General features: G+C 59.4%; 20 protein-coding genes and 1 pseudogene. 19 read left to right on the forward strand and 2 right to left on the reverse strand.

From position 1 onward, the window contains the following. The first annotated feature begins 188 nt into the window (after positions 1–188). Together NRB16_RS22630 and NRB16_RS22635 are read left to right on the forward strand one after the other, a co-directional pair. The gene (locus tag NRB16_RS22630; RefSeq protein WP_257106988.1) at positions 189–845 is read left to right on the forward strand and encodes a hypothetical protein; all 657 of its coding nucleotides are present in this window, start codon (positions 189–191) and stop codon (positions 843–845) included. A 402-nt stretch (positions 846–1,247) separates the two neighbouring features. Next, positions 1,248–1,712, forward strand: a complete 465-nt coding sequence (locus tag NRB16_RS22635) for a hypothetical protein (RefSeq protein ID WP_253142065.1) — start codon at positions 1,248–1,250, stop codon at positions 1,710–1,712. 116 nt (positions 1,713–1,828) lie between these two features. On the opposite strand, the gene NRB16_RS22640 is transcribed toward NRB16_RS22635, so the two are convergent. Beyond that, a complete protein-coding gene (locus tag NRB16_RS22640; protein ID WP_257106989.1) occupies positions 1,829–3,469 on the reverse strand; it encodes an autotransporter outer membrane beta-barrel domain-containing protein in 1,641 nt (546 codons plus the stop codon). An 892-nt stretch (positions 3,470–4,361) separates the two neighbouring features. Between NRB16_RS22640 and NRB16_RS22645 the strand changes: the two genes are divergently transcribed. The 3 genes from NRB16_RS22645 (at position 4,362) to NRB16_RS22655 (ending at position 9,777) form a co-directional block, all read left to right on the forward strand. Then, on the forward strand, positions 4,362–6,200 hold the full coding sequence (locus NRB16_RS22645; RefSeq protein WP_257106990.1) for a hypothetical protein: 1,839 nt from the start codon (positions 4,362–4,364) through the stop codon (positions 6,198–6,200). 230 nt (positions 6,201–6,430) lie between these two features. After that, positions 6,431–9,217 carry an Ig-like domain-containing protein gene (locus NRB16_RS22650; RefSeq protein WP_373568496.1) on the forward strand — a complete coding sequence of 929 codons (2,787 nt, stop codon included), beginning with the start codon at positions 6,431–6,433 and terminating at the stop codon, positions 9,215–9,217. Between the two features lie 80 nt (positions 9,218–9,297). Beyond that, positions 9,298–9,777 (forward strand): hypothetical protein, encoded by a 480-nt coding sequence (locus tag NRB16_RS22655; RefSeq protein ID WP_257106992.1) that lies wholly within the window; start codon positions 9,298–9,300, stop codon positions 9,775–9,777. Here NRB16_RS22655 and NRB16_RS22660 read toward each other — a convergent pair. Beyond that, entirely contained in the window at positions 9,774–10,463 is a 690-nt protein-coding gene (locus tag NRB16_RS22660) for an alpha/beta family hydrolase (protein ID WP_045489868.1), read from the reverse strand. The genes NRB16_RS22655 and NRB16_RS22660 overlap by 4 nt on opposite strands. Before the next feature lie 85 nt (positions 10,464–10,548). Between NRB16_RS22660 and ccoN (NRB16_RS22665) the strand changes: the two genes are divergently transcribed. From ccoN (NRB16_RS22665) to NRB16_RS22730, 14 genes and pseudogenes are all read left to right on the forward strand, one after another. After that, positions 10,549–11,973: a cytochrome-c oxidase, cbb3-type subunit I gene (ccoN, locus tag NRB16_RS22665; RefSeq protein ID WP_045489866.1), complete on the forward strand. Its 1,425-nt coding sequence runs from the start codon at positions 10,549–10,551 to the stop codon at positions 11,971–11,973. Between the two features lie 10 nt (positions 11,974–11,983). Beyond that, on the forward strand, positions 11,984–12,592 hold the full coding sequence (ccoO, locus tag NRB16_RS22670) for a cytochrome-c oxidase, cbb3-type subunit II (RefSeq protein WP_045489864.1): 609 nt from the start codon (positions 11,984–11,986) through the stop codon (positions 12,590–12,592). A gap of 3 nt (positions 12,593–12,595) precedes the next feature. Further along, positions 12,596–12,793 carry a cbb3-type cytochrome c oxidase subunit 3 gene (locus tag NRB16_RS22675; protein ID WP_045489862.1) on the forward strand — a complete coding sequence of 66 codons (198 nt, stop codon included), beginning with the start codon at positions 12,596–12,598 and terminating at the stop codon, positions 12,791–12,793. Further along, entirely contained in the window at positions 12,790–13,737 is a 948-nt protein-coding gene (ccoP, locus tag NRB16_RS22680; RefSeq protein ID WP_045489860.1) for a cytochrome-c oxidase, cbb3-type subunit III, read from the forward strand. Before NRB16_RS22675 ends, ccoP (NRB16_RS22680) begins: the two co-directional genes overlap by 4 nt. Positions 13,738–13,958: 221 nt before the next feature. After that, positions 13,959–15,407, forward strand: a complete 1,449-nt coding sequence (gene ccoN / locus NRB16_RS22685; RefSeq protein WP_162484336.1) for a cytochrome-c oxidase, cbb3-type subunit I — start codon at positions 13,959–13,961, stop codon at positions 15,405–15,407. Next, entirely contained in the window at positions 15,404–16,012 is a 609-nt protein-coding gene (gene ccoO, locus NRB16_RS22690) for a cytochrome-c oxidase, cbb3-type subunit II (protein WP_045489856.1), read from the forward strand. The genes ccoN (NRB16_RS22685) and ccoO (NRB16_RS22690) overlap by 4 nt, the downstream gene beginning before the upstream one ends. A 4-nt stretch (positions 16,013–16,016) precedes the next feature. After that, entirely contained in the window at positions 16,017–16,193 is a 177-nt protein-coding gene (locus NRB16_RS22695; protein ID WP_045489854.1) for a CcoQ/FixQ family Cbb3-type cytochrome c oxidase assembly chaperone, read from the forward strand. Beyond that, complete coding sequence (ccoP, locus tag NRB16_RS22700; RefSeq protein ID WP_257106993.1) at positions 16,190–17,152, forward strand: cytochrome-c oxidase, cbb3-type subunit III; 963 nt, start codon at positions 16,190–16,192, stop codon at positions 17,150–17,152. Before NRB16_RS22695 ends, ccoP (NRB16_RS22700) begins: the two co-directional genes overlap by 4 nt. Before the next feature lie 214 nt (positions 17,153–17,366). Beyond that, positions 17,367–17,528: pseudogene (locus tag NRB16_RS22705) on the forward strand (type II toxin-antitoxin system VapC family toxin); the annotation flags it as partial. 162 nt (positions 17,529–17,690) lie between these two features. Next, entirely contained in the window at positions 17,691–19,106 is a 1,416-nt protein-coding gene (gene ccoG / locus NRB16_RS22710; protein ID WP_257106994.1) for a cytochrome c oxidase accessory protein CcoG, read from the forward strand. Positions 19,107–19,121: 15 nt separating this feature from the next. Continuing rightward, entirely contained in the window at positions 19,122–19,649 is a 528-nt protein-coding gene (locus tag NRB16_RS22715; RefSeq protein ID WP_257106995.1) for a FixH family protein, read from the forward strand. Between the two features lie 38 nt (positions 19,650–19,687). After that, positions 19,688–22,156 carry a heavy metal translocating P-type ATPase gene (locus tag NRB16_RS22720; protein WP_257107009.1) on the forward strand — a complete coding sequence of 823 codons (2,469 nt, stop codon included), beginning with the start codon at positions 19,688–19,690 and terminating at the stop codon, positions 22,154–22,156. Further along, positions 22,135–22,335: a cbb3-type cytochrome oxidase assembly protein CcoS gene (gene ccoS, locus NRB16_RS22725; protein ID WP_045489846.1), complete on the forward strand. Its 201-nt coding sequence runs from the start codon at positions 22,135–22,137 to the stop codon at positions 22,333–22,335. Before NRB16_RS22720 ends, ccoS begins: the two co-directional genes overlap by 22 nt. Continuing rightward, positions 22,328–23,002: a sulfite exporter TauE/SafE family protein gene (locus NRB16_RS22730; protein ID WP_045489844.1), complete on the forward strand. Its 675-nt coding sequence runs from the start codon at positions 22,328–22,330 to the stop codon at positions 23,000–23,002. The genes ccoS and NRB16_RS22730 overlap by 8 nt, the downstream gene beginning before the upstream one ends. Positions 23,003–23,009: the final 7 nt, after the last annotated feature.

The raw sequence follows: 23,009 nt of genomic DNA on the forward strand, positions 1-23,009 counted from the left end.
TTAGAGCCGGTAGGAGACTTCTTAAATCTCTAACAAACAGGGAAAGTTCCCGCAGAGGTGTTGACAGAGGGATTACCAGGCGATTAGGTAATTTACCAGGCAAGTCAATTGACCACCGCATAAATCAAACCTTGCCTTAAGCAATTGCAAGATCACGACCTTCTACGAACCCCACAGTGAAAGCACCTATGTACAACCAAAAAAACTTTCCACTCATGCCACCCACCGTCCCTGTAGCCGAAGCAGATGGACTGATCAAACTAATCGATCTGGCGCATGATCTTCTCGTCATGTGCCCTATCTGGCAAGAGCCGAAACCAGGAGATATCTGTCAATTAATAGTCAACCATTCGCCAGTTGGAGTAGCGTTCCCGTTACCCGGTACGATTCCAGAAGACCCCATCAAACTGAAACTTCCCCTTGAGGCACTACAAGCAGAAGGTACTTACCGAATCGGTTATCGTTTGACGGGCTATCCTGGCGGAGTCGCTATCGATTCTCCGACCGTACTGATCCGCATCGACCGAACCGCCCCTGGCGCCGCCCTGCTCGCCCCCATGATGTTCCGGCAGATCAATTTCGGCGATGCGCTGGCCGGCCATGTACCGGGCTACGCGCACATGGCTGCCGGAGACACGCTCATGACCCTGTGCAATGGCGTGCAGGGTCCGATCTATCAGGTCGGCAACGAAGACCTGGCCGAGCGAGCCATGCAGATCAGCTTCAGCCGTGATTTTCTGCAAAGCCTGCAGAGCCCTACCATCACCATGACCTATCAGGTCACCGACCGGGCCGGTAATCAGTCCCGGCTGGCCAGCCCCGTCACTCTGTCCATGCCGCAATGAAACAAACGACGGCCAATCCGTCTGAGCACCAAAAAATTCATCCTGCACCTATTTGAGTGCAGGATGACTTGCAAAATGTTGAAGGATTTTTCTGATGATTTCAGTGGATTCGAGACACTGGAGATTATTCCTACTTATAAATAAGCAGCTCTGTAATCCTCTTCCTACCTGCAGAGCCGTATGAAATCTCAGCACTTATTCCTGCACAATTGGAAAACCCTTTAACTACGGGGCTATGCTAGACGCCACTAAATAGCCACCGAGAAATAATTGAAATATCCAGAAACACCAAAACAAAAACCGCTCAAGAAAACCATCATTTTGGCATCTCTTGATCAAAGCTCTGACAGATGGATTAAATATCCCCGCACAATCGCAACCACTCACAACATAGAGGCTCTAATGGACGACATAGAAAAAAACACACCCAACACTGACAAGCCACTCGCTACCACTCAGGAACAACAAACCATCAAACGCCAGTTCATTAAAGACCCTGATCTGCTGCGCTCATTGCCGACCATTTCAGCCAGTCTCAAAGCGCCACAATTGCCCAACGCCAACCCCGAAGCCATCACCCTGGAACAGGCCAATAGCGGCGTCACCGTACTGATTCCGGGCTCGCCACAGATGCGCAAGGAAGATGTCATTCTGTTCTACTGGGGCAACCATGAATGCTACCAACCCCTGCATCACAACAGCGGCGATCAGGACGTCGTCTGGCTGCTATGCCTGGCATATCCACTGATCGACCGACCGCAGTACGGCACTTTGAACCTGTACTACGAGGTTTATCGCGCTGACCAATTGATCGGCACATCACCCGTCCTGCAAGTGGTCGTGGAGCAGCCAACGACCATCGGCTAAAGCACAAAGCCCCCGGTGATCACTCACCGGGGGCTTTGCTCAACCAAGGTTCAGATGGATGCCTCTAACAACGCAGGCGAGGCCGCCTGCAGGCAGAGTTTAAAGATGCCCTTTTGTCAGAATGCAAAACGCAGCCCCACATTAGCCCCCCAGGGTTGCTCGACCCGCTTGCCGTTCATGTAATCGAAATCGGCATGCAACTGCAGGCGCTCAGACAACGCCACCGATACCCCGGCGCCGACCTCCATCCGCGACCCGGACAGGTCGTTGTCAAAGTGGCGATCATTGACCTTCACCTCATTATTGCGTGAGAACTCCTGGGCTGCGGCCAGCCGCACATAGGGTTGCAATACACCACCATCCTTGAGCGCAATATCCCGCCCTAACGAGGCACCGGCCTTGGCCAGCACCGATCGGGTGTGGCTGTTATCGGCCCGCAAACCATTGTCCAGCTGGTAGCCCTCGCCCTGCACATCCACCATTGCCAACTGAGTATACGGCTCGACGAACCAGCCATCGGCCAGGCGGATCTGGCGGCCAAATTCCAGCGACGCGCCCACCGCCGTATTGGCGTAATCGCCCTTGGCCCTGGTGCTGTCACTCATCGCCACTTTGGCCTTGTTGCGTAACCGATTGAGCTTGAGCACCGCATCCAGGTAGTAGCCCTGCTCACTCAACCAGGTGCCATAGGTGCCGACATACACACTGTCAATCGTGCCGCTGGAGCCGCGACTCAAATCCAGATCCGACTGGCTATGACCCGCCATCACACCCAGCGACAACTGACCATTGCCCACCGGTACCGGCACATCCGCCCCCAGGCTGAAGCCTTGCTGCTGGTGCCGGTAATCAATGCCGTTACTGGTCGAAGCCTCAAAGCGGTTGCCATAAGCACGCATCCAGCCGCCGCCCAGACCGGTGCCCCGCACCTCGCCCATGCGGCTGCGCAGGGTCGACAACTCACCCATCCAGACCACCGGTGCAGCATTGAACAACGCCAGGGCGCTGCCCGTGGAAGGGCTGATGGTTTTGTCCTCACCGACAATGAACCAGTCATTGCCCTGCTGTTCCAGACCGTAGGAGTAGACGCCCAGGTCGACCCGGTCGCCAATCAGGTTGAACTGCGCACTCCCCCCCTCGGTGTGCACCACACGCAGCGGCTGCAGATCCGGCGAAACCACCTCATGCCCGGTGTTCTGCACGCGCAAACCGAATTGCCCGTTGGCCTGACCATTGACGTTCAGCAGATCGCCAATACCGTGGTCCAGATCGACCCGCATAGCGAAATTGCCATGCCCCGACAGCTCGTTCAGCGACAGGGTCTTGAACCCCTCGTCACCAAAACCGACCGCACCGCCATCCATGTTCAGCGTCTTGAGGCTGTTATCCCCGGTCATTTGCCAATAGCCACCGGAAGCCAACGCCAACCGGTTGCCGTTGATGATATTGCCGGTGAGTTGCGCGTTGTTTTGCAGGGTGACGTTAAGGGTGCTGGTGTCATCGGCAACGAGGTTGCCGGTCAGGCGGCTGTTGTCGACGGTGAAATGGGTGGTGCTTTGATTGAAGGTTTCTAGAAGGTTGCCATTGCCGGAGAGTAAAATAGAGCCAGCACTGATATCAATATCGGCTTTGTGAGCGATTCCATCCCGCCCTTCTACCCTGATCGCTGCCCCCTTAAAAGACTCAAGAGTAGAGTTGTTAACCTGAACTTTGCCGTAGTTGTAATTGACTCCGACAGCTGTCTCAGGATGAGTCATGTAAATCGCATACTCATCGCCTGTTATGTGGCTACCGCGAGAAATACTTGCCTCCCCCCCCAAAACGCCAATCCCCCAACCTGACCAATGGTCGAAAACGCCTCCGTTCCCAAAGACCTTTACATTTTCCAAATAAGCATAGCTAAACGCTACGCTTAGCCCAGCCCCATGACCAGCGAGCACGCTATCGGTGATATAAGCTCGAAACCCATTATGAAGAGTCAGTCCAATCGCGCGCTCGTTGGTTATAGATGAATCGCTGACAGTCAGCCTTCCTTTGCCACCAATTTTCATTCCACCAAATATTCGGGTACCACGCTCAACATCTACATCAGAGTTCATCACTGACATGTGCTTTATTTCAGCTCCTGTCGCCAACACGTATGCCCCATTAATCACACTGTAAGACTCAACCGGATAAGAGGCATCAATGGTAAAACGCTCATTATCTATAGGCACCCAATAGGCACTACTTTCAGCCATCAAAGGAGCACAGACCAACATCATCCCACCTCCAAGCCCGCTCCTAAAACGCTTTTTTTGCATTGTATTAACGCTCAATCCTTTACTCACTCTAATTAAACAGATGACAGCCTCACTCTAGAGATCAGAAACGTCCTTCAGACCGTCCTACATTTCCATATTTTGTAGTCTTTTTCCTGGCCTCCAAGCCAATCTCTCCTACAGAAAAAAGACTCCATAAACACTTGCAAAAAACAGCACTGACTATTTTCTAAAAAACCCCTGCAGGCTCCAAAAAAATCATTGACACAGAAAGATAGTTGCGATTACGTAATTAACAGTTGTGAAGACCTTCACTCATGAGAGTGACATCTCAACTTATAGACATACAGTTATTTTCAAATACCATTCACAAACCAGGAACAACGACATGAATAATAGCCACATCAACAAACGTGTACGACGCCCCAAGCTTCTTAAAGAGCTAATTATTCCACCACCGCTGGTCCCGATTGCTGACCCAGTAGATGGTTTGATCAAGACAGCTGACCTTGCATCAGACATTACCGTTGAGTTCCCTCTGTGGGAGGGCGCCAGAGAGAACGACACTTACCAGCTGCGATTGAATGATCATACAGTCGGGATAGAGGGTTTGCTTAAGCCAGTCCCCCCTATCGGAACAATCTTGCAACTCGATATCCCCGTAGACACTGAGTTGCAAGCAGACGGCGCCTACAAACTTGATTACGTGGTAACTGGTTTCCCAGGAGGCGTGCCCGATGAGTCACCGGCTACAACAATTATTGTCGACCGGACCCCGCCCGGCACTCACCAGCTCGGTTATATGGATTTCCCTGCTGAAGCCAAGGATGGCCTTACCGCCGAAGAACTACTTAACATGGGGGATGTACTGACAGGCAGTATCTTCGGCTACTCCGGCCTGCAGCGCGGCGATGTAATCAAATCATATTGGGGAGAGGTACCTGGCCCGGAACTTATTTTGAGCGGTGAGGAAGATGAAAATGATTCTATTGATATTGGCTTTACCAAAGCATTTCTTGGAAGCCTCCCGAACCCTGCAGGCGCGACCTATTACACCGTGACTGACCGGGCAGGAAACACCTCGGCCGACTCAAAGAAAATTACAATCCCGCTGTTCCTGACAGAAATCACACCCGACCTGCCTGCGCCAGTGATTGACGACAATGATGGTTTAATCACTCACATTGAAGCTCTGAACGGTATTGAAGTAAAAATCCCAAGCTCCGAGATCATCATGGATGGAGATCAAATCGTCCTGCATTGGGGGAGTGAATTGCTGGGTCCCGTTCCCGTTGCTCCGGAAGATCTTGAGGAGCCTTTCATCCTGATTTTCGACGTCGAGTATCGCACCATTGAAATCGCTGGAGATGGTGCCATTCAGCTTAAATATGAAGTTCTAAGAGAAGGCCATCCTGTCGGCATTTCAACCCAACTTCCAGTCAACGTTCACATCACACTCCCCGTCCCAACGCCTTTAAGTAGCCCAATCATCAAGGGTGCCAGCAGCACGCCAAGCAACGAAGACAACTTCATCGATGAAAATGACTTCGAGCTAAACGCGACCATCATGATTAATTGGAACCCCGGCTTCAAGGCTTCACAGCTGATAACTGTATTCTGGGAGGGGGTAACGGTGCTTGAACAACCTTACCTCATCACCAATACCGACGTCGTCGCCGGTCGCCCGCTGCTCTTAACTGCACTAAACTCGCTATTCACGCCTGTCGGCACAGGAAGTGACATTCGGGTTAATTACACAGTCTCGTCATCGGGCAATCCAAACGTATCAACTTCTGAAACGCAGTCAATCGTCGTCCAATCCAAGGATGAACTTCCGGGCGGCCCTGACGGCCCCGCAGCACCCGAGTTTACTGCAATCGGTGATAACAACACCCTCAACCGTATCAATAGCATCAATGGTGCACCTGTATTTATCAAGCCCTATCTAAATATCGCACCAGGACAAACTGTCCATTTCATCTACGAGGCTTATGACAGCTTGGTCGGCGGCGAAGTTAAATTTGAATGGACACACACATCTGCCGAACTAACAGAAAACGAAGTCCAAAATGGCTACCACTTGCTTATCCCTCGCAGCATTTTGAATCAGCATTGCTTCGGCCACACCGAAGCTCACTTCAAAGTCAGAAGCGACAAAGGTCAAGGAAATTCGAAGAAGCAAAATAGTTTTGTAGACATGCGTGAGTTTGGCATCTGCCCAATTTAACTCCTCAGAAAAGAGGTGAGTTCAGCTCACCTCTTCCTCAACGATAAAGACCAATCATTATGAATACCACAAGAGCCTTGCCCGAACTGAAAATCCTGAGTCATTATCCGGAAGGTGTCGGCGATACTGACGTGGCCGACCCGTCAAAATCACTTGAGGTTCTCATCGGCCCCCTGCTTCTAAGCCAACAAGATCGCCTCGATCTTTTTTGGGGAAATAGTGAATTACCGGTGGATAGTTATATTCACTCTCCTGACGCACCAAATACCAATGGCATTTTCTCGTTGTACGTCGATCCACGGTGGATCCAGTCAGGCACCACCTATGTCAGATACATCTACACGCCCTATCCTGCGAATATTCCTGAACCCTCCCCCATCAAAACCGTCACCGTTAAACTCTCCATCCCCGGCGGTCGGGACCCTGACCCCGAATCGCCTTACGAAAACGAAAAACTGCCCAAGCCTGCCGTTAATCCCCCAGGCGTCATCATCTCGCCAGACGGTGTTTCGGTCACGGTATTGCCATGGGAAAACATGAGTGAAGGGGATCTGCTTTCGGTTTACTGGCATGGCCTTCAAGTGCGTGTGCCTGCGCTGCAACTCGGGCAGGTCGGCCATCCGGTGGTGGTGGATATTCCCCGCGAGGTGGTCATCGAAGCCGGTGACTCGGAAAACATCGTGGTGCGCTACGACATTCGTGATGTGGTGAACAACTGGTCGCGCTTCTCACTGCCAACTTATGTGGAGGCCGAGGCCGGTAATTCGACGCTGCCTGCCCCCATCGCGCCTCAGGCTCCGAACATGGAACTGGATCTGGATAAGTTGGGCGGTGCTGGCGTTCAAGCGCTGGTGTTGGCCAATGCGAACATCGGCATTGGCGACATCATCCAGTTCACTGTCGAACGTAATACTGCCGAGGGTATTGCACTGCAGCCTTATACCGATACAAGGCAGGTCAGCATTCCGGGCAGCTTTGTCGAATTTTTGATCCCCAATGAACAGTTTCAGCCGATTGCTCAGGGTCGTGCGCGGCTGAAGTATGTGGTGAGAAAAGCATCCGGCGAGCAACTGCGCTCCAAGAGCTTGCCGCTAAGCATCCTGGGCCGTGCGCAGGAGTTGGCGCTGCCAGTCGTTCCTGCTGCGGTGAACGGTTTGCTGGATCCAACCTTGCGCAAGGTGATCGCTCAGGTTCCGGCCTACCATTTCATGGCCGATGGACATGATGTGACGCTGGTATGGAGGGGTAAGACCGCCAGTGGGTCTACGGTGGTTCACGAAGAAGTCAAAAATCTCAATCAGGCGGATGTCGGCAAGACTCTGGAATTCCTGATCCCGGATGAGAAAGTCATCACGCTGGCCGGGGGGACGCTGGAAGTCAATTACACCGTCAGCACCTTTGCCAAGGAATTTTTCAAGTCTCCTGTCCTGCATCTGCTGGTCGACACCGATCACAACGATCTGTTGCCCGCCCCGCAGGTGGATAAGGTCAATGAAGAGGGCGTGCTTGACCCGGACGACGTGGTGCTTGAAGCCGTGGTCAGGGTGCTGCCTTACCAGGCCATGGCGGTGGGCGACCGGGTCGCGGTGCACTGGGATGGCCGCAATGCGGATGGCAGCTATAACACTTACACGGTGATCAACAGCGGTACCGTGAACAAAGAGGTCATCTTCAGGGTGCCACGCAGCTTCGTTATCGCCAACCTCAATGGCAGCATCGACGTCTGGTATGACGTGCAGCGCGGCGGTCGGACATCGGCATCGGTCAAGCAACGGATCAGCATTCGGCAAACGGCGCCTGCCCCATTGCCCACCCCAACAGTAAAAGAAGCACAAGGCAACCAGCTCGACCCCGCCCTTGCGCCTTACGGTGCCACTGCCCAGGTCGCAGCCAGTGCCGATTTGCGAGTCGGTGACCGGGTAACCATGACCTGGCAAGGCCCCAAGGGCAGTGACAGCAAGGAAAAAACCATTGCTCAGGACGAGGCCGGCAAGCCGCTGGCGTTGCTGTTCGCCTATGCCTTGGTCATCGCCTATGCCTTGGTCATCGCCAATGCCGGTCAGACCGTGGCCATTGCCTACACCGTGAACCGGGTCAATGGCCAGGTTCAGACTTCCGAAACCCTTAACCTGCATATTCTCGACCGGCTCGATGACCTGCCGGCCCCGAGCATGGACACTGTCGGGGCCGACGGTGTGGTGGACCCGGCGCGCATCCCTGAGTCGGGCGCCACGGTGCGGGTGCGCTATCCGGGTATGAGCAGTGATGACCGGGTGGTGGTCAACTGGCGCGGTGCGGTGCATCAGGACACGCCCGAACAAAGTGTCGGCAACCAGCCTGAGTTGTTGTTCAAGCTGCCCAAAGCGCTGATCCTGGCCAGTATCGGCAGCACCGCAACCCTGGGCTATACCGTCACCCGGGCCGGTCGCCCGCAGAGCTCGGCACCGTTGTGGCTGACCGTTCGTCAAGGCTTGAGCCTGGACACCCGGCCGGTGACGCTGGACGGCAAGGTGTACCTGCTACCCGGCACGCCCGACCTGCTGCCGAATATGCCGGCGGGCACGACGGTTCAGCGTACCGCCAGTGGCGGCCAGGCGCCTTACACCTATAGCACCAGCAATCCGTTGGTGGCCAAGGTCGATGGCAACGGGTTGGTGACCGTCCGTGGCAAAGGCATCGCACATATCACGGCAACCGACAGCCGCGGAGAAAAACTCAGCTATCAGGTTACCGTGACCGGGGTGATTCATGCGCTGGGCTTGGGCAACGGCAGCGTTGCCACGGTTGTCGCGGCGGCCACTCAACTGGGCGCACGGCTGTGTTCGATCCATGAATTGCGGGAGTTGCATACCGCCTATGGCAGTCGCTGGCCGATGGGCAACGCCTTGTACTGGTCGTCAACCGTCGCCCAACAGAACCTGGCGGGCTGGCAGTGGTTCTTCCTGAAAAACCTGGTGACCGGTACAGAAACCAACCTGCTGCACCATAAACCCGCGCTGGGGGTTGGCCTGCGCTGACCGCTACTCACACCACAGCAAGGCGCTACCGACTAGGTAGCGCCCTTTTGTTCGTCTTTATTATTGCCATGATGCATACCATGCCCGAACTCTGTACCCGCCACCCCGGTAATGTCCCGCCGGTTATCAACCCTGAGCTTTTCCGTGTTTGTGTCAATGGCACGCCGGTCCATATCGACGCGCTGCTCGGCTGCCTGACCTTGCGCCCGGAACTGTCCAAACCCAGCGGCCACTGGATCTGGAAGATCATCGCCAAAGGCAAAGCCGGCCGAATGCGCGTCAGCATTGGTCTTTATCTGGACCACGATCTGCAGCCGGGCCACCACGCCCTGGTAGGCAACCCGAAAATCCAGGTGGTCTATAACGACACGCCCAACGCCCGCAACCGGATCTATCACTCCCGGCATCTGCAAAGTGGCACCCTGAACTTACAGAGGGTTGATCGGGAACACCGCCACTTGCAGGGTGAGTTCGAGTTCGGAATTTCCGCGCTCGGCTTTCGGGTCAGTGGCGGGCGCTTCAATTTGCCGTGTCCGTGGCAGGCTGAGCCACAACGTTAGCGACGCAAGAATCGGGCAATGCGTTGCGCCGTTTCGCTCAAGCATTGGGCGTGGCTCAGGCCGCTGGCTTTCAATGGCTTGAGGTCGTGGTCCGCTGTCGGCAACCAATGCACGTCGATGGCGGCCGACAACGCATAACCCTGCACCGCGTCTTTATTACCCAGCGCATCACGCTCGCCTTGCACGATCAGGGTCGGAGTCTGCAGATCGGCCAGATGCGCAACCCGGGGCTTCTCGGGTTTGCCCACTGCATAGAACGGATACCCCAGACACACCAGTGCATCGGCGTGCAGCTCATCGGCCAGCAGGCTGGCCATCCGCCCGCCCATCGACTTGCCGCCTACGGCCAGACGCCCAGCGACATGAAGTCGCACCCTGGTATACACCCCACGCCAGACATCAAGCAGTTGGCCTTGCGGGTTAGGTGGCCTTTTGCTGCCTCCGAGCCGCCGCTGAGCCATGTAGGGGAACTCGAAACGCAGCACGTTCACCCCCAGTTCTGCCAGGTATCGGCTCATTTCGCTCATAAATTCGCTATCCATGGGCGCACCAGCGCCATGCGCCAGGATCAGGGTCGGCGGCGTCTGCCCGTCGATGACCGCCCCCCTGGTCCACAACCAGCCCTGGTCATGCGCCCATTGTGCGCATTGATCCCTGTCAATACAGGCAGTTAGCCCATTACCCATGCTTGCCTCGCTTCTGATGAGTCTGCCAACACCTTTGGACCGTAGGGCGCTGGCTCCGACCACGCTGGATGGGATACCGCTAAAAATGAATACAACACACCGCTCTGCCTATCACTATCAGGTGGTTCGCCAGTTCGCCATTATGACGGTGGTCTGGGGAATTGTCGGGATGGGGTTAGGCGTTTTTCTGGCTGCACAGCTTGTCTGGCCAGAGTTGAACTTTGATCTGCCATGGACCAGCTTCGGGCGCCTGCGACCGTTGCACACCAACGCCGTGATCTTCGCCTTCGGCGGCTGCGCGCTGTTCGCCAGCTCCTATTACTCGGTGCAGCGCACCTGCCAGACGCCGCTGTTCATGCCCAAACTGGCAGCGTTCACCTTCTGGGGCTGGCAACTGGTGATCGTGCTGGCGGCCATTACCCTGCCGCTGGGCTACACCTCTTCCAAGGAATACGCCGAGCTGGAATGGCCGATCGACATTCTGATCACCATTGTCTGGGTCGCGTACGCCGTGGTGTTCTTCGGCACCCTGGCCACGCGCAAGACCAAACACATCTATGTGGGCAACTGGTTCTTCGGCGGTTTTATCCTGACCGTGGCGATCCTGCACATCGTCAACAACCTGGAACTGCCGGTCAGCCTGACCAAGTCCTACTCGATCTACGCCGGCGCCACCGACGCGATGATCCAGTGGTGGTACGGCCACAACGCCGTGGGCTTTTTCCTCACCGCAGGTTTTCTGGGCATGATGTATTACTTCGTGCCCAAGCAGGCCGAACGTCCGGTGTATTCCTACCGGTTGTCGATCGTGCACTTCTGGGCGCTGATCACCCTGTACATCTGGGCCGGCCCTCATCACCTGCACTACACCGCGCTGCCGGATTGGGCGCAGTCGCTGGGCATGATCATGTCGCTGGTGCTGCTGGCACCGAGCTGGGGCGGAATGATCAACGGCATGATGACCTTGTCCGGCGCCTGGCATAAGTTGCGCAGCGACCCGATCCTGCGCTTTCTGGTGGTGTCGCTGGCGTTCTACGGCATGTCGACCTTTGAAGGGCCGATGATGGCGATCAAGACCGTCAACGCCCTGTCGCACTACACCGACTGGACCATCGGCCACGTACACGCCGGGGCGCTGGGCTGGGTGGCGATGATTTCCATCGGTGCCATGTACCACATGATCCCGCGCCTGTTCGGCCGCCCGGCCATGCACAGCATCGGTTTGATCAACGCGCACTTCTGGCTGGCGACCATCGGCACCGTGCTGTACATCGCCTCGATGTGGGTCAACGGCATCGCTCAGGGCCTGATGTGGCGGGCGATCAACGACGACGGCACGCTCACCTACTCCTTCGTCGAAACCCTGGTGGCCAGCCATCCGGGCTTTATCGTGCGGCTGGTCGGCGGTGCGGTGTTCTTCAGCGGCATGTTGCTGATGGCCTGGAACACCTGGCGCACGGTGCGCGCCGCGCAGCCTGACGAAATCGCATCTGCCGCGCAGATGGCCTGAGGAGAGCGCCATGAAACATGAAGTGATCGAAAAGAACGTCACCCTGCTGATGATCCTGATGGTGCTGGCCGTCAGCATCGGCGGCCTGACCCAGATCGTGCCGCTGTTCTTCCAGGACGTGGTCAACACCCCGGTCGAAGGCATGAAGCCCTACACCGCGCTGCAACTCGAAGGCCGCGACATCTATATCCGTGAAGGCTGCGTGGGTTGCCACTCGCAGATGATTCGCCCGTTCCGCGCGGAAACCGAACGCTACGGGCATTACTCGGTGGCCGGCGAAAGCGTCTGGGAGCACCCGTTCCTGTGGGGCTCCAAGCGCACTGGCCCGGACCTGGCCAGGGTCGGTGGCCGTTACTCGGACGACTGGCACCGTGCCCACCTGTACAACCCGCGCAACGTGGTGCCGGAGTCGAAGATGCCGTCCTATCCCTGGCTGGTGGAGCACCCGGTCGACAGCCGTGACACGGTGGCCAAGCTAAAAGCCATGCGCACGCTGGGCGTGCCATACACCGACAGCGACATCGAAGGCGCCGTGGCCAGCCTCAAGGGCAAGACCGAAATGGACGCGCTGGTCGCCTACCTGCAGGTGCTGGGCACCGCCATCAAGAGCAAGAGGTGAAACATGGACATCGCAGACCTGCGCGGGCTCGGCACCCTGGTGGTGGCCATCGCGTTCCTTGGCATGTCGCTGTGGGTATGCAGCAGCCGCCGCAACGAGGACTTCGCCAAAGCGCGCATGGCGCCCTTTGCCGACGAACCCCTGGCCTCACAGCCGCCAGTCGATAAAGCACAATCCGTTGAGCGGAGTAACCAGCCATGAGTACCTTCTGGAGTATCTACATCAGCGTGCTGACCCTGGGCAGCCTGTTTGGCCTGACCTGGTTGCTGATCGGTACCCGCAAAAGCCAGCCGGCCGACGGCGCCGACAAGACCATGGGGCACAGCTTCGATGGCATCGAGGAATACGACAACCCGCTGCCACGCTGGTGGTTCCAGCTGTTTGTCGGCACCCTGGTGTTCGCGCTGATCTACCTGGTGTTCTACCCAGGCCTGGGCAACTGGAAAGGCATCATGCCCGGTTATGAAAACGGCTGGACCAGCGATGCCGAGTGGCAGAAGGAGATGCAGCAGGCTGACGCAAGGTTCGGCCCGATCTTTGCCCGCTATGCCGCCATGCCGCTTGAGGACGTGGCCAAAGACCCGCAGGCACTGCGCATGGGCGCTCGGCTGTTCGCCTCCAACTGCTCGGTGTGTCACGGCTCCGACGCCAAGGGGGCTTTCGGTTTTCCAAACCTGACCGACGACAACTGGCGCTGGGGCGGCAATGCCGACACCATCAAGGCCAGCATCATGGCCGGGCGCATCGCCGCGATGCCCGCCTGGGGGCCGGTGCTGGGTGAAGAAGGCGTAAAAAATGTTGCAGCCTATGTACGTCACTCACTGGCGGGGCTGCCACTGCCAGAAGGCAATCAGGCTGACCTGGCCGCCGGGCAGCAAGCGTACAGCACTACCTGCGTGGCTTGTCACGGCGCGGGCGGCAAGGGCATGGCGCTGATGGGCGCGCCCGACCTGACCCAACCAGGCGGTTTTATCTACGGCACCAGCCTGGCGCAACTGCAACAGACTATCCGTCAGGGCCGTCAGGGTCATATGCCGGCACAGGCTGAGCTGCTCGGTAATGACAAAGTGCAATTACTGGCGGCCTATGTTTACAGCCTGTCCAAACCCACCGCAGCGACCCAGGCTCAGGCAGGCGCCCACTGAGACCCTGTCTCCTGTAACCCTGTCTCTTGTGAGAATGACGCACCCCGATCGGGGTGCGTTTTTTTTGCCCGCGATTTAGCCGCACACTGCGCGCTTCCCTCCCCGCATTCGAGGCATTAAGCTGGCCGGCGTTGAATTTTCCAGCACCCTGCTCGTCCATTGCGAATGTCGCGGCGTTCGACTGCATTGTTGTCGTTTCTTCAGGAGTTTTGACCCCCTTAATGAATAGCACCGCCTACAACTACAAGGTGGTCCGCCAGTTCGCCATCATGACGGTGGTCTGGGGGATCGTGGGCATGGGGCTCGGGGTGTTCATCGCCGCGCAACTGGTCTGGCCGCAATTGAACCTCGACCTGGAGTGGACGACCTTCGGCCGATTGCGGCCCTTGCACACCAACCTGGTGATCTTCGCCTTCGGCGGCTGTGCGCTGTTTGGCACTTCCTACTACGTGGTGCAGCGCACCTGCCAGACGCGGCTGATGTCCGACCGGCTGGCGGCCTTTACTTTCTGGGGCTGGCAGGCGGTGATTGTCGCGGCATTGATCAGCCTGCCGATGGGCTACACCACGACCAAGGAATATGCCGAGCTGGAATGGCCCATCGCAATCTTGCTGGCGGTGGTCTGGGCGGTATACGCCACCGTGTTTTTCGGCACCCTGATGCGCCGCCGCACGCCGCATATTTATGTCGCCAACTGGTTTTACGGTGCGTTCATTGTGGTAACCCTGATGCTGCACGTGGTCAATCACCTGGCCGTACCGGTCAGCCTGTTCAAGTCATACTCGATCTATGCCGGGGCCACCGATGCGATGATTCAGTGGTGGTACGGGCACAACGCGGTGGGCTTTTTCCTCACCACCGGTTTTCTCGGCATGATGTATTACTTCGTGCCCAAGCAGGCTGAACGCCCGGTGTACTCGTACCGGTTGTCGATCGTGCACTTCTGGGCGCTGATCACCCTGTACATCTGGGCCGGCCCGCATCATTTGCACTACACCGCCCTGCCAGACTGGGCGCAGTCGCTGGGCATGGTCATGTCGGTGATCCTGCTGGTGCCGAGCTGGGGCGGGATGATCAACGGCATGATGACCCTGTCCGGCGCCTGGCATAAGTTGCGCAGCGATCCGATCCTGCGCTTTCTGGTGCTGTCGCTGGCGTTCTACGGTATGTCGACCTTCGAAGGGCCGATGATGGCGATCAAGACCGTCAACGCCCTGTCGCACTACACCGACTGGACCATCGGCCACGTACACGCCGGCGCGCTGGGCTGGGTGGCGATGATCACCATCGGCGCGACCTATCACATGATCCCGCGGCTGTTCGGCCGCACGGCGATGCACAGCGTCAGTCTGATCCACGCGCATTTCTGGCTGGCAACCATCGGCACGGTGCTCTACATCGCCGCGATGTGGGTCAACGGCATTACCCAGGGGCTGATGTGGCGGGCAGTGAATGCCGACGGCACCCTGAGCTTTTCCTTCGTCGAGTCGGTGGTCGCCAGCCATCCCGGCTATGTGGTGCGGATGATCGGCGGCGCGCTATTTGCCAGCGGCATGCTGCTGATGGCCTGGAACACCTGGCTCACCGTACGCGGCGCCGACCCGCAGGCCGCTGCCGAGGCCGCGCGCATTCAGGTGTCAAAGGCACCCGCGTCAGGTGCTCAGTCATGAAGCACGAAGTCGTCGAGAAAAACGTCGGGCTGCTGACCCTGTTGATGGTGCTGGCGGTCAGCATTGGCGGTCTGACCCAGATCGTGCCGCTGTTTTTCCAGGACACGGTCAACACCCCGGTGGACGGCATGAAGCCCTACACCGCCCTGCAACTCGAAGGCCGCGACGTCTATATCGCTAACGGTTGCGTGGGCTGTCACTCGCAGATGATCCGCCCGTTTCGTGCTGAAACCGAGCGTTACGGCCATTACTCGGTGGCCGGTGAGAGCGTGTGGGACCATCCGTTTCTATGGGGTTCCAAACGTACCGGGCCGGATCTTGCGCGAATCGGCGCACGTTATTCGGATGAGTGGCACCGCATTCACCTGATCAACCCGCGCGATGTAGTGCCCGAGTCGAAGATGCCGGCCTATCCGTTCCTCGCCCATAAACCGGTGAACGCCAGCCAGACCGCAAAGAAGATGCAAGCCCTGCGCAGCCTGGGCGTGCCGTATACCGATGCCGATATCGCCGGTGCCCAGGCCGCCGTGACCGGCAAGACCGAACTGGACGCCCTGGTGGCCTACCTGCAAGGTCTGGGCGTGCAGATCAAGAGCAAGAGGTGAGCGCATGGACAGCGGAATGATTCGTGGCCTGGGTACGCTGGTGGTGCTGTTGGCGTTCATCGGCCTGGCGCTCTGGGTGTTCAGTCCCAAACGCAAACAGGACTTCGACGAAGCGACCCTGCTGCCGTTCGCCGATGAACCCGACAGCCTTGACCCTGACCACCGGAAGCCCGACGCATGAGCAGCGGCTGGAGCCTGTACGTTACCCTGCTGACCCTCGCAACCCTGGCGGGCCTGACCTGGCTGTTGCTGGCGACCCGCAAGGGCGAGCGCCAGGATCAGACCGATGAAACCCTCAAACACAGCTTTGACGGTATCGAGGAATACGACAACCCGCTGCCGCGCTGGTGGTTCAACCTGTTCATCGCCACCTTGCTGTTCTCGCTGATCTACCTGCTGCTGTATCCGGGCCTGGGCAACTGGCGCGGGCTGTTGCCGGGCTACCAATGGCTGGATGCCGACAATAAAGTGCGCTTCGCCGACGGCCAGCAAGGCTGGAGCGGCGTGCATGAGTGGGAAAAGGAAATGCAGCGGGCCGAGGCGCGTTATGCGCCAACCTTTGCGCGCTTCGCCGCGATGCCGATCGAGGCCGTCGCCAAAGACCCCGAGGCACTGCAAATGGGGGCGCGCCTGTTCGCCTCCAACTGCTCTGTGTGTCATGGCTCTGACGCCAAGGGCGCCTACGGTTTTCCCGACCTGACTGACGAGCATTGGCGCTGGGGCGGCGATCCGCAATCGATCAAGACCAGCATTCTCAATGGTCGCCAGGCGGTGATGCCGGCCTGGGGCGCGGTGCTCGGCGAGCAAGGGGTGAGAGACGTCGCGGCGTATGTGTACACCGGCCTGGGCCGCGAGCTGCCGGCCGATGCCAAGGCCGACCCGTTGGCCGGCCAGACGCTCTACGCCACGACCTGCATCGCCTGTCATGGCCCTGAGCTCAACGGCCAGCCGCTGCTCGGCGCGCCGGCCCTGAAGCACCCTGAGGCGTTTATCTACGGCACCAGTTTTGCCCAGTTGCAGGAGAGCATCCGCAATGGGCGCCAAGGACAGATGCCGGCCCAGAAAGCGACTCAGGGTGATGACCGGGTGCATGTGTTGGCGGCTTACATTTACAGCTTGTCGCAGAAACCTGAACCGTAGGAGATCACCCACCGCCTCGGCGCCGCGCGCTCGCAGCATTCGTCGGCTGAGCCGACTCCCACCGGAGCCGCGTCATGCCCACTTTCTGAGTACACCGTTCCCGCGTCGGGCTCAAGTAGCCGGCACGACTCTGATCCGGTGAGAGCCAGCTTGCTGGCGAAGGGGTCGGCGAGATCACTGCATCCGCTATGTCTGTATTCGTTGGCAAGCTCGCCCCCCAATGCAATGCGATGCCCTGATCGCCGCCACCGCACGGGTTCATGGGTTGACGGTGGTGACCCGTAACACTCAGGATCTCCAGCATTGCCGCGTGCCGGTTCTCAACCCATGGTTCAGCCCGTTGCATGAAGATTGGCCCGGCTATTCGTCTATTTAGTGTGTCAATTGATCCAGGTCACCTGCACAGAGCGCCACAAGGGGGCAAAGCGACCCAATGTCGCAGGCCCTTGCCAAGGTCCGGGCGTATCATCGAGGCATAAGAAAGCACTGCTCGACCCGGCCTGAACCGGGCACTTTCGTACTGCCGTGGGACGTTGCGATGAGTCATCGGATACCGCTTCAAGACATTACCCCGCCACCTGACAAGGGCAGCAACAGCGTCGAGCTGTACGCCGCCCGCGAAAAGATCCATACCCGGGCGTTCAAGGGTTTGTTCCGCAACCTGCGCATGGCCGGTGGTGCGTTGCTGTTTCTGATCTACTTCGGCACCGTGTGGCTCGACTGGAACGGCCGCCAGGCGGTGTGGTGGAACCTGCCGGAGCGCAAGTTCTACATTTTTGGTTCAACCTTCTGGCCCCAGGACTTCATCCTGCTGTCGGGTATCCTGATCGTCGCGGCCTTTGGCCTGTTTTTCATCACCGTCTATGCCGGCCGGGTGTGGTGCGGCTACACCTGCCCGCAAAGCGTGTGGACCTGGATTTTCATGTGGTGCGAGAAGGTCACCGAAGGCGACCGCAACCAGCGCATCAAGCTCGACAAGGCGCCGCTGAGTGCCAACAAGCTGCTGCGCAAAGGCGCCAAGCACAGCCTGTGGTTATTGATAGGCATTGCCACCGGCCTGACCTTTGTCGGCTATTTCGCGCCGATCCGTGAGCTGTGCATCGAATTGCTGACCGGCCAGGCCGACGGCTGGGCGTATTTCTGGGTAGCGTTCTTCACCCTGGCCACCTACGGCAACGCCGGCTGGCTGCGTGAGCAGGTGTGCATCCACATGTGCCCGTACTCGCGCTTTCAGAGCGTGATGTTCGACAAGGACACCCTGATCGTCTCCTATGACCCGCGCCGTGGCGAGCAACGCGGCCCACGGCGCAAGCAGGCTGATCACAAGGCCGAGGGCCTGGGTGACTGCATCGACTGTACCTTGTGCGTGCAGGTGTGCCCGACCGGTATCGATATCCGCGACGGCCTGCAAATCGAGTGCATTGGTTGCGCGGCCTGTATCGACGCCTGTGACAACGTGATGGACAAGATGAACTACCCGCGCGGGTTGATCAGCTATACCACCGAGCACAACCTGTCCGGCCAGGTCACCAAGACCCTGCGCCCCCGGTTGATCGGTTATGCCGTGGTCTTGCTGGTGATGATCGGCGCGCTGGTCAGCGCGTTCCTGTTGCGTCCGCTGGTGGGCTTCGATGTCAGCAAGGATCGCATGCTGTATCGTGAAAACGCGCAAGGCCGGATCGAGAACGTCTACAGCCTGAAAATCCTCAACAAGGACCAGAAACCGCACAGCTATCTGCTGCAAGCCAGCGGTCTGCCTGACCTGCGCCTGCAGGGCCAGCAGGAAATCCGGGTGCCGGCCGGCGAAAGCCTGAGCCTGGCGGTGGAGCTGTCCAGCGCTCCTGAGCAGATGCCGTCGTCCACCAACGAGGTGACGTTCACCCTTCAGGATATCGACGACAACAGCAGCCGTATCGAAGCCAAGAGCCGTTTCATTGGCCCGCAGATTCGCTAACAGGAAGTACTCGACATGCACCTTACCTCCCCCGTCGCCCCTTGGTACCGGCATCGCTGGCCCTGGTTCATCATCGGCCTGCTGGCCTGTTCGGTGACCCTGAGCCTGAGCATGGTGGTGATCGCGGTGAATAACCCGGTCAATCTGGTCAGCGACAATTACTACGACGCCGGCAAGGGCATCAACCGCTCGCTGGAGCGCGAACAACTGGCGGTGGCCCTGAAGCTGCGCGCCACTCTGCAACTGGACGAACTGACCGGCGAAGTGGACCTGCGCCTGAGCGGCGAGCACCTGCCCGCCACGCTTGAGTTGAACCTGTTGTCGCCAACCCAGCCGGACAAAGACCGTCATGTGGTGCTTAATCGCAGCCCGGCCGAGCCCGGCCGTTATGTCGGGCAGCTCGATGACAAGGTCCAGGGACGGCGCTTTATTGAACTGCTGGGCCGCGAGCAGAACCGTACATGGCGGTTGTTCGAAGAGGAATTCATCGCCCAGGGGCGCACTTTGAGCCTGGGTGACGAGCCTTTGCAGGCGGCACCTTGAGCCACCCCGCTGCGTCAGATGCAGTGGCAGACGGCGGCCTGGCTGACCAGCAAGCCTGCGCCACACCCTGCTACCACTGCGACCTGCCAGTGCCCGGCGCCCGCCCTTTCACGACAGTAGTGCTCGGCGAACCTCGGCAGTTCTGCTGCCCCGGCTGCCTGGCCGTGGCCGAGACCATCGTGGCCAGCGGCCTGGAACACTACTACCAGCACCGCAGCGCGGCGGCCAGCAACCCGCAACAACTACCCGACCTGCTGGCCGATGAGCTGCGGCTCTACGACCGGCCCGAGGTCCAGCAAGGCTTCGTCCGCCAGGACGGCCCACTCAGCGACACCACCCTGCTGGTCGAGGGCATCAGTTGCGCGGCCTGCGGCTGGCTGATCGAGCGCCAGTTGCACAGCCTGCCCGGCGTTGCCCACGCACGGCTGAATCTGACGACACATCGCCTGCACCTGAGCTGGGACGCCGCGCAGTTGCCGCTGAGCCAGATTCTCGAACGGCTGCGCCTGATCGGCTACCTCGCGCATCCCTGGCAAGCTGACCAGGCCAGTGAGCAGTTGGCCCGTGAGAACCGCCAGGCCCTGCGCCGCCTCGGTGTGGCCGGCCTGCTGTGGTTTCAGGCGATGATGGCAACCATGGCGACCTGGCCGGAGTTCAATGTCGACCTCAGCGCCGGGATGCATACCATCCTGCGCTGGGTGGCGATGTTTCTCACCACACCGATCGTGTTCTATAGCTGTGCCCCACTGTTCAGCGGTGCACTGCGCGACCTGCGCAACCGGCAATTGAGCATGGACGTATCGGTGTCGCTGGCCATCGGCCTGGCCTACGGCGCAGGGATCTGGACCGCCATTACCGGCAGCGGCGAGCTGTACTTCGATGCCGTAGGCATGTTCGCGCTGTTTCTGCTCTCTGGCCGCTATCTGGAGCGCCGCGCCCGGCAGCGCACCGCCGCAGCCACCACGCAACTGGTCAGGTTGCTGCCGGCGTCATGCCTGCGCCTGACTGCCGATGGCCAGCAGCAACGCATTCTGCTCAGCGAACTGCAGCTCGACGACCAGGTGCTGGTACTGCCCGGCGCGGTGCTGCCCGCTGACGGCACGATCATCGAGGGGCATTCGAGCATCGATGAGTCGCTGCTGACCGGTGAGTACCTGCCGCAACCCCGTAACCCCGGCGATGCGGTCACTGCGGGCACGCTGAACGTCGACAGCCCGCTGACCGTGCAGGTGCGGGCGCTGGGCCAGAACACCCGGCTGTCGGCCATCGTCCGTTTGCTGGAACGCGCCCAGACAGAAAAACCCCGACTGGCACGCTTGGCCGACCGCGCCGCACAGGTTTTTCTGGTCATCTCGCTGGTGGCGGCGGTGCTGATCGGCGCGCTGTGGTGGCAACTGGACGCCGACCGCGCCTTCTGGATTGTCCTGGCCATGCTGGTTGCCACCTGCCCCTGCGCACTGTCGCTGGCCACCCCCACCGCGTTGACCGCCGCCACCGGCAGCCTGCACAGCCTGGGCTTGCTGGTGACCCGTGGCCACGTGCTCGAAGCACTGGAGCAAGTCGACACCGTGATTTTCGACAAGACCGGCACCTTGACCGAAGGTCGCCTGCAACTGCGCCGTATCTTGCCGCTTGCAGCCCTGGATGCCGATACCTGCCTGGCCCTGGCGGCTGCGCTGGAAAGCCGCTCCGAACACCCCATCGCCCGCGCCTTCGGACCGGCCACACAACGCGCCACGCACACCCAGGCCCACGCCGGAATGGGTCTGGAAGGCAAGGTCGACGGCCGCACCCTGCGCATCGGCCAAGCCGCGTTTGTCTGCGCCCTGAGCGGCCATACGGCGCCGCCCATGCCTGATCAAGCCGGGCAATGGCTGCTGCTGGGCGACCAACACGGGCCGCTGGCCTGGCTGGTGCTCGACGATCGCCTGCGCAGCGATGCCCCGGCGTTGCTCAATGCCTGCCGGGCACGGGGCTGGAAAACCCTGCTGTTGTCGGGCGACAGCTCACCGATGGTCGCCAGCGTGGCCACTGAGCTGGGTATCGATCAATATCAGGGCGGTCTGCGCCCGGCTGACAAACTCGCCGTGCTGCACAGCCTGCATCAGCAAGGTCGCAAAGTGCTGATGCTCGGTGACGGGGTCAACGACGTGCCGGTGCTGGCCGCCGCCGATATCAGCATTGCCATGGGTTCGGCCACCGACCTGGCCAAGACCAGCGCCGATGCCGTACTGCTGTCCAACCGGCTGCAGACGCTGGTTGATGCCCTGCGTCTGGCGCGGCGCAGCAAACGAGTCATCACCCAGAACCTGCTGTGGGCTGCGCTGTACAATGGCCTGATGCTGCCGTTCGCCGCACTGGGCTGGATCACCCCGGTGTGGGCGGCCATCGGCATGTCGCTCAGTTCACTGGCCGTGGTGCTCAATGCCCTGCGCCTGAGCCGCGTGCCGGCCACCTCCGATTCACCTGTGGTCACGGAGCAAACATGCCTGCGCTCTACATCATGATTCCCGCCGCGCTGTTACTGGTCGCCTTGGCCATCTGGATTTTTTTCTGGGCGGTGGACAGCGGCCAGTACGACGATCTCGACAGCCCGGCGCACAGCATCCTGTTCGACGATCAGGACCCCGGTCACCAGGCCGCGATCCGCCAACAACAGGACAAGGACCGCGACCGGCATGCCTGAAATCCTTGCTCTGCTGGGCTCGGCCGTGATGTTCGGGCTGCTCGGCGGCGGGCATTGCATCGGTATGTGTGGCGGGCTGATGGGCGCGCTGAGCCTGTCCGCCCCGAACCCGCGGCGCTGGCCACTGCTGCTGGCCTATAACCTGGGACGGATCAGCAGCTATGGCCTGGCCGGGCTGCTCACCGGGCTGCTCGGTCACGCGGTGGCCAACGGCCCGGCGGCCATGGTGCTGCGGGTCATCGCCGCCCTGTTGTTAATTGCCATGGGCCTGTACCTGGCCGGCTGGTGGAGCGGCCTGACCCGCATCGAGCGCCTCGGCCGTGGCCTGTGGCGCCATCTGCAACCGCTGGCCAGCCGTTTGCTGCCGATCAGCACCCTGCCCCGCGCCGCCGCGGTGGGTGCACTATGGGGCTGGCTGCCATGCGGGCTGGTGTACAGCGTCCTGCTGTGGGCAGCGATTCAGGGCAATGCACTGACCAGCGCCGCATTGATGCTGGCGTTCGGTCTGGGCACCTGCCCGGTACTGCTGCTTACCGGAGCGGCCGCCGAGCGCACCCGTGCACTGCTGCGCCGCCGTGGCCTGCGCACCGCCGGAGGCCTGCTGGTGATTGGTTTTGGGTTATGGAGCCTGCCAGGCCCGCATCAACACTGGTTGATGGGGCATTGACTGCATT

The sequence above is a fragment of the Pseudomonas sp. LJDD11 genome, from assembly GCF_024584215.1.
Lineage (GTDB): Bacteria > Pseudomonadota > Gammaproteobacteria > Pseudomonadales > Pseudomonadaceae > Aquipseudomonas.

What these genes read in the sequence shown, in the direction of transcription:
- ccoN (WP_162484336.1), top strand. Translation starts at nt 13,959, where the DNA reads ATGAATAGCACCGCCTACAACTACAAGGTGGTCCGCCAGTTCGCCATC.
- NRB16_RS22660 (WP_045489868.1), bottom strand. Translation starts at nt 10,463, where the DNA reads ATGGGTAATGGGCTAACTGCCTGTATTGACAGGGATCAATGCGCACAA.
- NRB16_RS22640 (WP_257106989.1), bottom strand. Translation starts at nt 3,469, where the DNA reads ATGACTCATCCTGAGACAGCTGTCGGAGTCAATTACAACTACGGCAAA.
- NRB16_RS22715 (WP_257106995.1), top strand. Translation starts at nt 19,122, where the DNA reads ATGCACCTTACCTCCCCCGTCGCCCCTTGGTACCGGCATCGCTGGCCC.
- ccoO (WP_045489864.1), top strand. Translation starts at nt 11,984, where the DNA reads ATGAAACATGAAGTGATCGAAAAGAACGTCACCCTGCTGATGATCCTG.
- NRB16_RS22635 (WP_253142065.1), top strand. Translation starts at nt 1,248, where the DNA reads ATGGACGACATAGAAAAAAACACACCCAACACTGACAAGCCACTCGCT.
- ccoO (WP_045489856.1), top strand. Translation starts at nt 15,404, where the DNA reads ATGAAGCACGAAGTCGTCGAGAAAAACGTCGGGCTGCTGACCCTGTTG.
- ccoP (WP_257106993.1), top strand. Translation starts at nt 16,190, where the DNA reads ATGAGCAGCGGCTGGAGCCTGTACGTTACCCTGCTGACCCTCGCAACC.
- ccoN (WP_045489866.1), top strand. Translation starts at nt 10,549, where the DNA reads ATGAATACAACACACCGCTCTGCCTATCACTATCAGGTGGTTCGCCAG.
- NRB16_RS22630 (WP_257106988.1), top strand. Translation starts at nt 189, where the DNA reads ATGTACAACCAAAAAAACTTTCCACTCATGCCACCCACCGTCCCTGTA.
- ccoS (WP_045489846.1), top strand. Translation starts at nt 22,135, where the DNA reads ATGCCTGCGCTCTACATCATGATTCCCGCCGCGCTGTTACTGGTCGCC.
- NRB16_RS22655 (WP_257106992.1), top strand. Translation starts at nt 9,298, where the DNA reads ATGCCCGAACTCTGTACCCGCCACCCCGGTAATGTCCCGCCGGTTATC.
- ccoP (WP_045489860.1), top strand. Translation starts at nt 12,790, where the DNA reads ATGAGTACCTTCTGGAGTATCTACATCAGCGTGCTGACCCTGGGCAGC.
- ccoG (WP_257106994.1), top strand. Translation starts at nt 17,691, where the DNA reads ATGAGTCATCGGATACCGCTTCAAGACATTACCCCGCCACCTGACAAG.
- NRB16_RS22695 (WP_045489854.1), top strand. Translation starts at nt 16,017, where the DNA reads ATGGACAGCGGAATGATTCGTGGCCTGGGTACGCTGGTGGTGCTGTTG.
- NRB16_RS22645 (WP_257106990.1), top strand. Translation starts at nt 4,362, where the DNA reads ATGAATAATAGCCACATCAACAAACGTGTACGACGCCCCAAGCTTCTT.
- NRB16_RS22675 (WP_045489862.1), top strand. Translation starts at nt 12,596, where the DNA reads ATGGACATCGCAGACCTGCGCGGGCTCGGCACCCTGGTGGTGGCCATC.
- NRB16_RS22730 (WP_045489844.1), top strand. Translation starts at nt 22,328, where the DNA reads ATGCCTGAAATCCTTGCTCTGCTGGGCTCGGCCGTGATGTTCGGGCTG.